The sequence below is a fragment of the Methanobrevibacter sp. genome (assembly GCF_036307625.1).
Lineage (GTDB): Archaea > Methanobacteriota > Methanobacteria > Methanobacteriales > Methanobacteriaceae > Methanocatella.
Genome location: NZ_JAXJXF010000084.1, coordinates 1 through 15755, shown reverse-complemented (window position 1 = coordinate 15755; position 15755 = coordinate 1). Strand labels below are relative to the sequence as shown.

The 15755-nt window shown below is 36.1% G+C and carries 7 protein-coding genes; 3 read left to right on the top strand and 4 right to left on the bottom strand.

Annotation, left to right across the window (positions count from 1 at the left end; all coding sequences use genetic code 11):
* Window positions 1-2243: right-handed parallel beta-helix repeat-containing protein (locus UIB65_RS05250; RefSeq protein WP_330040052.1), on the bottom strand; the 2243-nt coding region annotated here is incomplete at its 3' end.
* 234 nt (window positions 2244-2477) lie between these two features.
* Window positions 2478-7919, bottom strand: a complete 5442-nt coding sequence (locus tag UIB65_RS05245; RefSeq protein WP_330040051.1) for a hypothetical protein — start codon at window positions 7917-7919, stop codon at window positions 2478-2480.
* A gap of 265 nt (window positions 7920-8184) precedes the next feature.
* On the opposite strand from UIB65_RS05245, the gene UIB65_RS05240 reads away from it, so the two are divergent.
* Together UIB65_RS05240 and UIB65_RS05235 are read left to right on the top strand one after the other, a co-directional pair.
* Window positions 8185-11763: a C1 family peptidase gene (locus UIB65_RS05240; RefSeq protein ID WP_330040050.1), complete on the top strand. Its 3579-nt coding sequence runs from the start codon at window positions 8185-8187 to the stop codon at window positions 11761-11763.
* A gap of 48 nt (window positions 11764-11811) precedes the next feature.
* On the top strand, window positions 11812-12027 hold the full coding sequence (locus UIB65_RS05235) for a hypothetical protein (RefSeq protein WP_330040049.1): 216 nt from the start codon (window positions 11812-11814) through the stop codon (window positions 12025-12027).
* Window positions 12028-12210: 183 nt separating this feature from the next.
* Here UIB65_RS05235 and UIB65_RS05230 read toward each other — a convergent pair whose 3' ends face one another.
* Window positions 12211-13665 (bottom strand): sodium-dependent transporter, encoded by a 1455-nt coding sequence (locus UIB65_RS05230; protein WP_330040048.1) that lies wholly within the window; start codon window positions 13663-13665, stop codon window positions 12211-12213.
* Window positions 13666-13740: 75 nt separating this feature from the next.
* Between UIB65_RS05230 and UIB65_RS05225 the strand changes: the two genes are divergently transcribed.
* The gene (locus UIB65_RS05225) at window positions 13741-14118 is read left to right on the top strand and encodes a hypothetical protein (protein ID WP_330040047.1); all 378 of its coding nucleotides are present in this window, start codon (window positions 13741-13743) and stop codon (window positions 14116-14118) included.
* Between the two features lie 14 nt (window positions 14119-14132).
* On the opposite strand, the gene UIB65_RS05220 is transcribed toward UIB65_RS05225, so the two are convergent.
* A complete protein-coding gene (locus UIB65_RS05220; protein WP_330040046.1) occupies window positions 14133-15716 on the bottom strand; it encodes a hypothetical protein in 1584 nt (527 codons plus the stop codon).
* Window positions 15717-15755: the final 39 nt, after the last annotated feature.

Below are 15755 nucleotides of genomic sequence, written 5' to 3'. Positions count from 1 at the left end.
TCATTGGCCACAGCATATAATGTGTTTCCACCAACAGTAAGATTGGAAACACCATAAGCATTGATTAAAGTGGCATTATGATTGGAATGGATTATGATTTCATTATTTGAAACACCAACATTGACCATATTGCCATTAAATGCAAATCCGTTTGACTGGCCTTCGGCAATTATGTTGATATTGTTTGAATCGAATTTAACGTCCTCCAAAGAGCTGACAGAAATCGCATCACAGCTATCCTGTGAAATCATTATTATAGTATTGTTTGTAAAGGACAATCCTTTGGATGTTTTTCTGTTGTTTGCATTGATTGCATAAGTTTTTTCCAGTTTTGAATTTATGAAAAGATTGTTGTTTGATACAATCAGATTTTCACATGAGTTCCTTATCAGTATTGCAGAATTGTCCTTGCTTGACTTTTTGAATGCTTCATTGATGTTGTTTTTTGTAATGGTCACATCACATGCATCATCAATTACAATAGCTTTGCGGTTGCTGTTGACAAAATTGAAATCCCTTAGCAATGAACCGCTTGCATTGCTTTTGATAGTGATTGTAACATTAAATAACAGATTGCTTAACTTATTGCTTATCACATTGATTTTTTCATTGAGAATAATGTTCTTGTTTGTCAGGAATGTCAAAATTATAACCTTTGTCTTGTTTTCAGGAAACTTGTGTATCAGATTGCCGTTTTTGTCAAAGTAATTGTAATAGTTGGTATCATTTATGACAATGGCTGTGGATTTCAATATTATACCATTTACCATATTGTCCTCTTCTGTATTGGACACCTCATCGGTAATGTCCTTGTAGATACCTACACTGCTGTTGGTCTCGATTACATTGTCCACTATGACAGTATTGTATACAAGGCCAGTGACATATATTCCGCAACTGTCACTTGTAATTGTATTTCGTGATATGGTATTGTTGTAATATCTCATGCCATTTCCCTTGGCAGGTATGGAGACACCTTTGCTATTGGTTGTAATTATATTGTTGTCGACCTTGTTGAAGCTTCCCAGAATGGATATGCCGTCATCATGGTTGGTTCTTATCCTATTGTCATGAACATATGCACCTTCCCTGCTGACGGATATTCCCACACCATATCCTTTAACGTTGATGACATTGTCATGTGCATCGACATTACCTGCAACAGACATTGCAGACACAACATCTGTAAATGTGACATTATTGCTGTAGACACTGCATACTGAACTTCCATCATTTGAAAGCTGAATTCCCGCTTTTTGACTTGTACCACTCACACTGTTTTCATATACATTGAAATTGCTGCCGCTTACAGATATTCCTGTTGCACTTTCGTTAACCGTGTTTCCATATACAGAAATGTTGTCACCCATTAGATTAACACCAAATGATCCTTTAATGATAGTATTATTTGCAACAACCGTACCATTATGGTTTGTATATGTCATCTGCAAAATGATTGACATTGGAAGAGAGCAGAACCCCTTAAGATAGTTATAGGAAATCACATTGCCCAGACATAAGGGAGAACCTGAATAATCGGCATGATTGAACGGGTTGAAGTAAATAAGATTGGTAACGGAGAGGTCGGAATATGATAAAACCTCAAGACTGTTATGGGAAATCAGATTGTAGTGTGACTGACCCATGATTATGACTGATGAGATGTAGGTCTTCATGTCATTGTAGATAATCCTGTTGTTGCTGGACCATCCCATTGGCATTGCATACACCCCTCCGGCATTTGCAATTCTGATTGTATTGTATGAAATCAGATTGTTGTTGGAATTTGTCAGCCATATACCGTGCAATTGACCTACTGTAACTCCCCGAAATGTCAATGTGGATTTGGTGTTATTTATGGTAAGATTGGTTACGGTTGACCCGTCACTTCCCTTAATCAAATGGATAAACCCGTTAGTAATCTTGTCATCTGGAGTAATCGGCATTAATGTAAGGGGACGGTCAATAACGAATGCTCTGTTGGATATGTTTCCAATCTTTATTGTATCTCCACTGGATATTCCTGAATTTGGCAAAATCTTACCGTCTCTTGGATTGAAGTAATTTTCATAAGTGATTTGGGTAATTACAAATGTATTACCTCCATCAGAAGTCAAATTGCAAGAGTCATCGGTTGATTTGGCAATTTCATTGTCGTGAATTTCGATACCCTGAGGCGAAATATCTTCACTTATGGACAATGCATCACTGACGATACCTGTTTCATTGTTTGCACTAACCACATTAAGCGATGTGCCAATAAAAACGAATATCAACACCAATATTAGCATAGTTCTATTTGCGATAATTTCACCTCTTTTACAATTCAAATTTTTTTGAAAATAATTAATCTAAAATTTATTATGATATAAATTTTTTACATTAAAATATTTAAAACTTGTCAAAAAAACAAGTATAATTGATAAAAAAGAGAAATCTAGAAAAAAAAGAAAAATGAAAATAAGATTTAAACAATCTTATCTTCTAACATTAACAGTTCCTTTAACAGCATTTTTAAGGTAGACAACTTTTACAGCGTATTTTTTACCTACTTTCAATTTATTAATAACATTTTTCTTAATGGTAACTTTAGCAATACCTTTTTTGTCGGTTTTTGCCTTGTAGTTTTTACCTTTGAATTTGAATGTTATTACTTTGCCTTTAACAGCCTTTTTACCGTTTTTGAGGCTTGCTTTCAAGACTAATTTTTTAGCTGATTTTTTAACTTTAACTGTTTTTGTTGTTTTTAAGTTTTGTTTGACTTTTAAAGTGTTTTTAACAGTTTGGCCTTTGTAGGTTGCAGAAATTGTATATTTACCAGGTTTAATGGTATTTGGTATTTTTAAGACAATCTGACCTTTTTTACTGGTTTTGAGATTGAAAGATTTTTTACCAATCTTAACAGTCACTTTTACATTAGCGCCTACACGTTTGCCGTTATTGTCCAATACATTTACAGCATATTTGTGGCCGTCGAAGTAATACATAGCAACATTTTTATTTCCAGCCAATACGTTAGTGAGTTTTACCTCATAAACAGCAGTTTCATTGGTTGCAGGGTTGTAAGCAGTAATTGTGTATTTGCCTGCTTTGGAACCGATTTGTGATCTGGACAATTTGACAGCACCATTTGCATTGGTGGTCTTGGTAATGTTTTTACCGTTGACATTCAATACAACCTTGGTATTTGCTATCGGATTACCTTCAGAATCAATGAATTCAGCTACAAATCCATCGTTAACATTGTAATCAGCAGTTTTGTTTTCTACAGGAACAGTGGATTTGATATTGACATTAGCACTAGCTTTGGTAGTGTTGAGAGCAACTTCAACAGGGTATTTGCCTACTGCCATGTCTAAAGCGAGGGTTGCAACACCGCTGCCGTTGGTGACTACAGTATAGTTGTTATCGCCAATGCTTACTTTGAGTGTTTCACCAGCCAATACTTTTCCTTCACTGTCAACAACAGTGATTGTCAAGTTTTGAGATCCTTTGAAGTATTTTTCAACATCAGGAACGCTGATTTCAATACCTATTACTTTAATATCGAAGTTGGTTACTTTAGAGAAGTAAACATCATCATTTGATAAAGCAACACTAGCAGTGTAGTTTCCGGTAGTCAAATCAGGAATAACTGCAATAGCTTTGGTTCCGTTAACAACAGCTGCATATTTTTTACCCTCAACAGTGACTGTGACGTTACCTGTTACATTTTCAGGGACTGCAATTTCTACAGTTACGTTTTGACCAACATATACAGGTTCAGCACTTGGAGTGAGGTCTGCATATAATCTTGTTAAATCAACGGTCTGATTATCAACGCTAGCAGTAATCTTGTATCCTTTGCCTTCTTGAGCGACAGCAGGAACAGTTACTTTGTCAGTTATTTCTCCGCCTGTGACATTTACGGTAGCGTTTTCACCAGCAATTGTGAATTGTCTAGCAAATGCGGAAGCGTCATAATCAGTTACATTTTCACCGTCAGACACTTTGAATGATAATATAACATCTTGTTGTAATCCATCAACATCATTTACATCCAATGCAATTACCAACCAGGTGTCAGGACTTACTTCACCACTGCCCACTTTGTATACAGGCTTATCGTTGCTGCCCCACCAGTTGTTGTTCAATACCACATTGGAGGTATCCTTTTTGGTTACCATAGTGGTGCCGTCAGCGAAGTAGGAATTTACTACAGTCATGTTGTAGTCATATGAAGTTCCTTCGGAGACATATGTTACGTTTTCGATGTAACATGAGTCAATGAGGTTGCTACCTCTAGAAGCGGAAATAATGTCTCTTAAGTTTAGGATTTTGGTGTTTACAACTTCCAATCCGTATGGTACGAATACTCCAATACTTCCAGAACCTCCGAAAGCAACATTGCTGATGTATTGTGCTTTGTAATTTATATCATTACCATCGATTGTGGAGTTGACCACTTTTACGTTACCTGTTGAACCGATGGAGATTGCAAATCCAGGATTATTTGCCCAGGTTTGACCTGCTCCGATTAATTCATCACAGGTTTTACCGGATCTTGAAATGGTAGTGTTGACCATTGTAATATTACCTTTTCCACCAATTGCCATTGCGTTACCAGTCCAACCATTTACACGCATGGAATCTTGTATGAGAGAGTCATATAAGAACATTTCACCATCGTTGTAGATGGTTGCATAGTATTTAGCGTGGTTTGCAATGAATTCAGAGGAATATACTGTTAAGGTACCCATGTTTTTGATTGCACCACCGTTGTTGGAGTCCCCATTGTTGAAGAACAGGGAATCTTTTACAGACATTGTTCCTTCGTTGAATATTGCTCCACCTTCAGTACCGTGACATCTGATGAATTCCATATTTTCAATGGAGATAACAGCACCGTTTTCAATGGAGATTGCAGGATGTTGGTTATATTTTTTAGCATCGACATAGTTCATTGTTACGTTAGCTACAGTCATATTGGCTACTTTTACAATACCATTACCTGTTGCGACGTTCAAGAACCAATCCACGTCTTTGCCGTCAATAAGTGTTTTATTTCTACCGTCACCGACAATTGTAATATCCAATGAACTGGCAACAGTTAAATTGGTGTTTCCTTCACCTGAGTAAGTTCCTTCTAAAACACGAACAACAATAACAGCAGATTGTTTGTATCCGTTGATTAAAGCTGTTTGGATTGTTTTATAAGGAGCATCAATACTACCAGTACCTTTTACATCGTCACCCTTAGCATCGGAAACATATAATGTCACATTATCTTTTAATGGATCTAAGACAACAGTTATGGTGCCGTTTACATATTTAGTATCTTTAGCCTCATTGCTGTAATTACCGGATAATGCAAATGTTCCGTTGTTTTTAAATCCTAAGAAGTCTAATTTTACAACACCGTTTTCAACAGCACCTTCACCCATACGGGAACCGTCCATGTAGAAGGTAACTATTCCTCCACTGATGACAGCACCTGATTCATGGGTTACTTCAGCTGAAACTTCATCCTCCAATGTTTTGGTAGTTAAATCATTTAATTTTACGGTCATGCCATTTAAGTTACAGTGTAAATTGTTTGCATTGGAAGAAGGAGTTATATAAATGTCAGTACCGTCAGTTGCATTGTTGTTTTTGAATGATACGCCGCTTAAGGTCAAATCGTATAAGTGGATATATGAGGAACGGGTAGGCATTACAATTGCTCCACCTTTAGCGCCTGCAACGTTGTTTTCAAATACAGTGTTAATGATTTCTCCACCATAGACAGCTATTGCTCCACCGTTAGTGCCTGCAGTGTTGTTGATGAATTTAGCATTTTCAATATGACAAGTTGCATTTTCACTATTTGGATAGAATGCAGCGGCACCGTATTCATCATCAGCATGGTTGTTGATGAATGTATCGTTGATTGAAATTATTTGATTAGCAGATACATATAAAGCACCGGAGTCCCTGGTAGCCTTGTTGGAATCATATAAGTTGTTTATACTTTTGAAGTTACCGCTGACATATGCAACACCACAACCGGAATATCCGGTACAAGTCATGTTGATGAATTTGGAGTTTTCAATAATAATCCCGTCATCATTATTTGCAGTTGCAAGCCATAAATTACCAGTACCTGAAGAAACAATGTTTTCAAAGACTGAATCATATATTTCAGAATTATACATCATTAGTTGTTGAGAATTGGTCCAGGTCACATTTCTAAATACAATGTGGGAAGGACTGCTTTGTGCATAGAATCTTTGTACATTATCCACAATACAGTTTTCCATAGTAAAGTAACGTACATCAATAGATCTGTAAGAGGTACCAGTTGCATTTACCAATTTCAAGTTTTTCATGTACACATCAGTATTAACGCCAAAAGTTACGAAACGACCATTATTATTAGCGCTAATTATTGTTTTTCCGTAATTTTCACCAATGATAGCTATTTTAGCTACATTACTGTAAGATAACCCATAATCACCGGTTTCATTGTATAAACCATCTTTCATGCGAATTGTAATGTCTACAGAATCTGTCAATGCAGTATCCAATGCATGTTTAAGAGTTTTGAAAGGACTGCTTTCACTACCAGTACCGTTTTCATCATCTCCAGTAGCTGAAACCCAATATTCGACAGGATTGTGATCGAAATCAACAGTAACAGTACCGTCAGCAACATCACATTCCAATGGATTTTCATCACCATAACTACCTGTTAAGATGTATTTTCCATTATTCAAATATTTGGATACATCTAAAGCAGCAACACCTTTGTTTGCAGTGGTTTCACCAATTTTAGTGCCGTTTAAGAAAAATTTAACTTTGTAATATGATGATACCGGATTGTTTTGATCATCGGTTACGTTACAGGTTAATTTGAAGGAAGTTCCATCAACCAACAAGTCATTGAAAACCAATTTGGCATTGAAGTTCATTAAAGCATAAATTGGAACTTCTTTAGTTGAAGTGAAGTTTTCAAAGGTATTTCCTTCAAGATATACTCCAGTACCTGCAATGTATAAAATTGCACCATCATTGGACCCATCATAAGAACAGTCTTTAAATGTGTTTCCAATAATTTTACCATTATTACTTCTTGCATACAATGCACTGCCTTTTCCAGTACCACTGGTAGAAATGAATCTGTTATTTTCAACCAAAACATAATTCGGGTTTTCAATAAAGACACAGGAAGAGTCAGCCCAATTGTATGAAGTTGTACCGTTGATGAAAGTGGAATTAACAATTTCAACTTCAAATTTTTTAGAATCTGAATACTCGTTGAAATAAACTGCAGAGTTACCTGAATCAGCTGTATTTCCTTTAAATACGGAATTGTATATTCTTAAATTATTTGAATCATCCTGGTAAACTGTAGCATATGTAACAGCAGAGTTATTTTCAAAGGTACATCCGTCAATAGTCAAATCACCTGAATTTGAAATAGCTGAACCTAAGTTACCTTTACCGTTAATGAAAGTAATGTTCATTAATGTCACAATTGAATCAGCGCTGATGGATTTGAAGATTTGGGATGTTCCATTTGCATCAATTACAGTTTTACTGCCCTGACCTACAATGGTCAAACTACCATTATAGTTTTTATGAGCAAGGTTAATGCTCAGGTCAGTGTTGTTTTCACCTACAAAATTTCCGTTGCCCAAATAAATAATTGCATTATCAGATGCGTTAACGCTTGATATTGCCTTATTTATTGAAGCATACGGGCTATTTTCACTACCTGATCCTGTATCATCACCGTCAGTTTCGACATAGACAGCCTTATCATTATTTACAGGAGCGGTAGAATCGTCATTTAAAATAAAATTATCACTAGAATCTAACTGAACAGAATTATTAGCCTCTTGTGCGCTTACAGCACCAAGAGATAAAATAGCTAATAAAACAACAGTTAAAAAAATCATTTTATTAAATTTCAATATATTACCTCAACATAATTAATAACAGCATTCAAATGTACTTGAATACATGATAAGTATTTTTAACATAAAGTATATTTAAATTTTATTAAAATATGATTGTAAATAGAAATATGACCATTACATGTGAAAAACCAAAAAAAATTAGGCATAAAGTTCAGCAAAATATTGAATTTTTGAAGAATGTAATCATAATTTTTATATAATAATAACAAAAGTTATAATTGTATAAAAATATGGAGTCGATAAATTGAAATTTCATAAGATAAGCATCGTCTTTCTATTTTTATTGATAATGACAATGGGAGTCGTCTGCGCCGAAGATACAAATCAGACAGCACAGGACACATTGGAACTCAGCGATACACAAGATATCCTTTCTGATACTTCTGAAAAGTCATATAATGATTTATCTAGTGAAATAGATAACTCAACTAGTTCAATAACTCTAGAAAACGACTACAAGTTTAAAGATACAGATAGTGTAAAGTATTTTGAATTTAAAACCGATTATACAATAAATGGAAATAATCATGCGATTGATGCCGACGGCAAAACAGTTATGTTTAAAGTGTCCAAGGCCACATTAACTTTGAAAAATCTTATTTTAAAAAATACCAATGACAGTGCAATTGAAGTGACTGGCGGCAAACTGATTACTGAAAACGTAACATTCATGAACACAAATGCTGCAGATTACGGAGGTGCAATATACTGTAGTGGAACCAGTACCATTAACAGTAATTATGACAAATTTATAGACAACACCGCACCAGAAGGCGGGTCTGCAATATTTGGAAAAGATTTTAGTAGCATATATGTAAACAACGCAACATTTACAAGCAAAAAACCAATAGGCTGGAGTATGATTTATGCAAGCGGCTGTTTCGTTACTATTAAAGACAGTGTTTTTGCAAACGCTACTTCAAAATATGCAACTGCAATATACAGCACAGGCTGGACAACAATCAAAAAATCAAAATTCATTAATTTGGTTGCCAATATAACTGCAGGAGCAGTTGCAATCAAAGGTGGAAATGCACTCAAATATGTCACTTTAGTTATTGATGATTGTGAATTTATAAACGTCACCGCTACCAGAAATGGTGGAGCCGTATTTGTAGACGTTAACGGTGATGGAGATAATTGTGACGGAGGAGTAGTTAGAATCACAGACTCAATATTTGATAGAAATTCTGCAGAGTTTGGAGGAGCAATACTCCAGTTAGGAGGAACCCTTGATGTAAGTAACTCCTTAATAGCAAACAATATTGCAAAAGAAAACGGAGGGGCAATATATTCCTCAGATGCAAAAGTGATTCTAAGCAATAACATATTCGTAAACAACAAAGCAGATGAAACCGACGGATACGGCGGTGCAGCATATTTTGACTATGAAACCGCAACCGTTGAAGACTGTACCTTCGCAGATAATGTTGCAAGCAAAGGCGGAGCGATTTACAGTGAATCCACATTTTACCTAATCATGAATTCAGAGTTTAAAAACAACACCAATGATGACATATACACCAGATTCGATGATGAAGGTTCCTACATAGCAGACTGTGGAGAGTACACAGGCACAATAAATGACAAAAAATTTAACTATACCATCAGATACAATGGGGAAGTAATCACATTAAATCCTCAACCTATTTCAGGTTCTGCCAAAGACAAATACTTCAATTTAAATGATTTAGGATTGGTTACCCCTGTTAAGGATCAAGGTTCAATGGGTTCATGCTGGGCATTCGGAGCAGCAGGTGCATTTGAATCAGCATTCCTCATTGCAACCGGAAAAGAAATCGATATTTCCGAAAACAATATTCAAAATCTCGGATTACGTTATTCCCCATATGGAAAATTGGACAATATTGAATCAGGAACTTTCCTTACAACTTCATCATACTTTGCAAGCTGGCTTGGAGCAGTCAACACAACAGATGACACATACGATGAACTTGGAAAAGTTTCCGCATTACTCTATAGTCCTGGTGATGCATACCGTACAGTAAACGCCGTTTTCATAAACATAGATGATAAGAATGCCATCAAGCAATTCCTGACAAAATACGGTGCAATGAACATTTTCGTATACGGTGCAAATTCACAAGATCCATCCTACAGTGACGTGTACAAGTCAGTATACAACTCCAAATACGGTGGAAACCACTATGTCACATTAGTCGGATGGGACGATAACTTTTCAAAAAACAAATTTTCAAAAACTGCACCTGGCAACGGCGCATGGATTTGTAAAAACAGTTGGGGAAGCAACTGGGGAGATGGAGGATATTTCTACGTTTCATACTATGATAAGTCATTAACAGCAGCTGCAGTAGGATTCACCTTCGACAATGTCGAACACTATGAAAAACTCTACCAAAATGAAGTGGCTGGAATTTCAGGATTCTCCCAACAAAATATCTACGGACAGCTATTTACAAGTGAAGAAGGAGACATAATCGCCGCTGTTGGAACCTACTTTGAAGCAGCAAAAATCCCATATACCGTTACAATATTCCTGGATAAACGTCCGGTTTACACCCAAAGCGGAAAATCAACCCATGCAGGATATGAAACAATCAAATTGAAAAAACACATTGCTGTAGACCCTAATTCCACATTTGAAATCAGAATCACATCCAAGTCAATGCCTTTCGCTAAAGACATGAGAACAAATATTGAAAGTGGAGTAAATTATATGATTGTTGACGGCGAAGTTATCGACCTTACAACTAAAAACGTAATTGCTCCTGTTAAAGCATACACTTACCACAGTCCAGTAATTACCAAAGATGTTGTGAAATATTTCGATAAAAAAGAAACCATATATACAGTTTACAACGTTAGCGATGTGGACACCATTAAAGCCACTTTCCAAAATAAAAATTACAACATAAAAATAACCAATGGAACTGGAAGCATATCCTTGGGAGTTTTACCTGCCGGAGATTATCTTGTAACTATAAAATACCATAATCAAACATTTTCAAGTGCAGTAATAGTAAAAACAACCATATTCAGCGATGACCAAAAAAGCATGACCATAGCATATAATGCAAAATCACCATCATTCAGCGTACAGTTCCTTGACTCTAATGGAAATCCCCTTAAAAACACCAAAGTAACTGCCAAATTTGACAACCAGGCAATTTCAGGTGCAAAAACCAATGCAAAAGGCATATTGACTATCGACATCAATCCGAAAAATAAAATCGGAAAACACTACATCGACTTCGTAAATCCAAAAACCGGTGAAAAATCAAGGATAACCATTAATGTCGTTTCCAGATTTGCCGGAAATAAAAACGTGAACATGTACTACTATGACGGACACACATACAAAGTACGTGTAAGAGGTGATACCGGCCAATACGTAGGCAAAAACCAAGTCGTAACCATCAAAATCGGCAAATATGCCTACAATGTAAAAACCAACGCAAACGGATATGCTGTCTTGAAAATACCTTCCAAAATCACTCCTGGAAAATACAAAATAACTACAACATACAAAGGCCAAAGCGTTAAAAACACTTTAGTGGTAAAACAGGTATTGAAAACCACAAAAACCGTGAATGTCAAAAAATCCGCAAATAAACTTGTATTGAAAGCTACCCTTAAAAAAGGAAAAACAGCTATCAAAAACAAAGTTATCAAATTCAAGGTAAACGGCAAAACATACAAGGCAAAAACCAATGCAAAAGGTATTGCCCAAGCAACCATCAAAAAAGCGAATATCCAAAAACTTACAGCAGGTAAAAGCTATGCAATCAATGTAAGTTACCTGAGTGATGTTGTAAAAGCAACCTTAAACGTTAGACGTTAGAGATCAAATCTCTAACCTTTTATTTTTTTAAAAATCTAGGGTGATTAAATGGAATCTAATGCATTGAGAAATGGACTTCTTTCTTTTATCATACCAGGACTTGGTCAGGCAATCAACGGAGACAAGCAGAAAGGAATTGTCATGTTTATAATACTTATACTGTTAAATATCATCATATACTTTTTCATCAACAATCGTTTCGGACATCTCATAAGCATAATCTATTCCCTGTATGCGGCACATGATGCATACAAATCATACTAATCGAAATTACGGCCAAAAAAACCATCACCAAATATCAAATTATTGACTAATTATTTTATAAGTTATGCTCAAAACTATAAAGATTATCAATCAAAAGACTAATTAAAACAAGAGAAAGATGAAAAAAACTATTTTTGAAAATAAAGATATACATTAAAAATAAAAAAAGTGTGAATAATGGAATTATTCACCTACGGGTTTGATTTTAGTCAGCACGAATCCAGCACCTAAAACTGCAATAATGATAATCAAATCAATAATTATCTCAAATTCCTTGGCGGAACTGAACAAGGTAACTATACCGATTGCCCACATCACTATCAAAACAATTGGAAGCAAGTATTTGATTATGAACATCCATGTTTTGCCGACTTTGAATGTGGAACACTCGTTTAAAGCAGGTAAAAACTTATCTACACCATAGAACCATGCAAATATGATACATTGAACTCCAATCAACAATAGAATTCCGAATTCGTTTACGAATGAATCGATAATTCCCACAAGATAGCTGCTGATACCTGTTGTTAGAATCAATGAAAATGCACAACCGATTATTCCCAAAATGGTTGCAGCCTTTTTACGGGACCAGCCAAGTTTGTCCACTGTTGAATTTAACATAGGCTCGAAAAATCCCAGCGCTGATGTAATACCTGCAAACAGAATTGCCAAGAACAATAATGGAGCCAAAACACGACCAATAGGACCCATTATATTGAAAATCATTGGGAAAACAACGAAAATTAAACCGGTTCCTTCGGTAATCAGCTGAACCATAGGAGTTCCCGAAGTTGCAGACATATAGCCCAAGATTGAAAATACACCGAATGCAGTAAGTATTTCAAAAGCTGAGTTGGATGCAACAACAATAAGAACATTATCAATGAGTTTGGAGTTTTCAGGCAAGTAACTGGCATATGTAAGAGCAATTGCTTGACCCATACTCAATGAAAATATAATCTGAGCGAAAGCCGCCAGCCAGATGTTCACATCCATAAGTTTTCCCCAATCTGGAGTTAGCAATGTGGAAACACCAATATCTGCACCAGGCAAGGTCAATGCATACACAATAATGATTCCCATTATGACAAACAGTGAAGGAATAAGAATTTTTGAAACCCTACCGATTCCCTTATCGACATTCCTGTGAGCGATGAACCATAGGATGACCCATAAAATCAATACACCAACTGTTGTAGGAATCAACAGGAAGCTGGCATTTGACAGGTTAGAACTTCCACCCACAGTTTGAGTGAAGTAAGCTGCAGCATCAGTTCCCCAACTGAATGTGAAACTGCTTAACAGGTATATCAAATCCCAACTGAGAATTACCATATAATAAATTGTAACTATAAATACAAAAAGAACCAGTATCCAAGCAATTATTTCAAATTTTGGATTGATTTTCCGCATAATCTTTGAAAAGGATTCCTTGAAACTGAACCCGACACCATATTCTAAGATTAAAAAAGGAATTCCCATTATAGCAATTGCAGTAAAGTAGGGAATGAAAAATGACCCTCCACCATTGGAATAAAGAACATAACTGAAACGCCAGATGTTTCCCAAACCAACTGCCGCTCCAATCATTGCGAAGATGAATGCTATAGACGAATCCCATTGAGCTTGTTGCGACATAATAATTTCCTCTGATGTATAATTTTTTATAAATAATATATAATAAATATAACATATTTAATTCCAGTGAATAAAATGAACGTATTTGATAAATTTATAATGGGAGAGACTGCAGGCATCAACTGGTGCTTTGAAAACAGACACTTCCAAAACCGTTTGGATGACAATGGAATTGAAAGAAACTATGTTGTAGACTGTTTAATGAACGAAGAACCAATCAGCTGGGAACATGTTGAAAGAGATACCTATGCAGTAGTCTATGAGGCACCCAGCTCAAAAAACTATAAGGAAATCAGAATTCTGATGGCATGCAGCGGAAATTCAATAAATCTGGTAACAATAATGAGAAACAATGAAACAGCAACCAATCGCCAGCGCAGACAATACCAGTCAGACAAAACAAAAAATATAGAAAAAAAGAGAATTAAAGCTATTTCAAAAAGAAAATGGTAAGAAAACGAAGTTTTCTATACCGCATTAAAATTCAGATAATGTGTTAAGCCTATTCTGAACAGCACCACACCACTGGCTCCACCGGCCATTGCTGATCTTGCATCCTTCATGAGGGCATTGTATGATAACATAGTAGTGTCCTCTTCAGATTTGTATGTCTGGAGACCTGTCCAGATTTGAGCTCCGTTTGACTGTTTTACAAATGTTTTTGTAACGGACTTAATCCAGCTGGTGGTCTTTCCGTAGCTTCCCTTATAAACCATCGGAAGAAGCGCATCAACATATCTGCTCAATACAGGAACGTCCTGACCGTAATAGTAATGCATCATCTTTGGTTCAGGCATTATCGCAACGGAAACTATTGCGTTCGGTTTGATTTTGTGAACTGCATAGCTGATTTTTTTGACAATGTAGTTGATTGACTCGACTGCATTGATGTGTTTGTGAGCGGTACCGCCGTATCTCATATAATCAAGATGAATGCCGTCAACACCAGGAATGCTTGCATAGTATTTCGCCTCATTAATCTTTTTGTTAATGAAATCCATCTTAAAGGAACCGTCATCCCTTACCGGAGACACCCAATCCCCATTATAGCATACCAGAATCCATAAGTGAACCTTGATTCCGTAGCTGTGTGCCTTCTTGATCCAGGAAGCAACATAAGATTTTCCATAAGATGAAACTGCATCCCCTTCAAGGAAGATATGCTTTGTTCCTCTGGCTGCAAGTTCCTTGAGGCTTGTGGTGGACATGTGTTTAGGCCACATCCAGTATCCGTTACCCTTATCCATTTTAGACCTTACGACAATCTTAACATTCTTTGAAGATGCAAGATATGGTTGATTTTTAGCAAAAGAAGCCTTGAGTGTGTAAGTGCCCTTTTTGAGACTTAAAAATACTCTCGCATAACCTTTTTTGGTAGTTTTTGTTTTATAAGTCTTTCCGGCGACTTTGATATTGACCACCTGAGCGGAAAGAGGCTTTGAATTGGCGTCAACAAGCCTCACATAAAACAGTGATTTGAGTCCCTGACGGAAATTGAGATAGTTATCGACAAGAAACTTAGTCTTTTTAGCCTCTTTTATTTCTACCTTTGTGTTTCCCTTTGAAGAATTTGTATTGGCATCTCCATCATAATATAACTTAACATCATATGAGCCTTTGGCAAGAGTTATACCCAATGTAGCCTGTCCCTTTGCATCGGTTTTGCGAGTGTAATTCGCATCATTGATGTTGAAAATTACCTTTTTGCCTGAAGCGGCCTTACCATCAATTGTCAATTTTGCAACTATTTTGATTTTAAATGACTGATAACCATTTACTTTTGAAGCTGAAACGGCAGATTTGGATTTGACAACTTCAGGAGTTGAATTATCATCCGAATCATTCCCATCTCCAACAACCGCATCGGATTCATCAGGAATGGATTGGCCCAAAACCTGATTTTTGCTTGATTCATCCACTTTTTCAATATTGTCTGAAGAGTCTCCTGACACGTCACCTACAGCATCAGTCGCATTATCTGCACCCGCCACCGAAGAGACAGCTAAAATCATAGTCAGGAAAAGCAGAGAAATTAAAAAAATTCTTTTCATAATTATACCTCTAAAAAATAAAAAAAGAAGGGTTAGATG

Excerpts from the sequence above, each read along its gene's own strand:
- UIB65_RS05235 (WP_330040049.1), top strand. The coding sequence starts at position 11,812 with ATGGAATCTAATGCATTGAGAAATGGACTTCTTTCTTTTATCATACCA.
- UIB65_RS05230 (WP_330040048.1), bottom strand. The coding sequence starts at position 13,665 with ATGTCGCAACAAGCTCAATGGGATTCGTCTATAGCATTCATCTTCGCA.
- UIB65_RS05225 (WP_330040047.1), top strand. The coding sequence starts at position 13,741 with ATGAACGTATTTGATAAATTTATAATGGGAGAGACTGCAGGCATCAAC.
- UIB65_RS05220 (WP_330040046.1), bottom strand. The coding sequence starts at position 15,716 with ATGAAAAGAATTTTTTTAATTTCTCTGCTTTTCCTGACTATGATTTTA.
- UIB65_RS05245 (WP_330040051.1), bottom strand. The coding sequence starts at position 7,919 with ATGATTTTTTTAACTGTTGTTTTATTAGCTATTTTATCTCTTGGTGCT.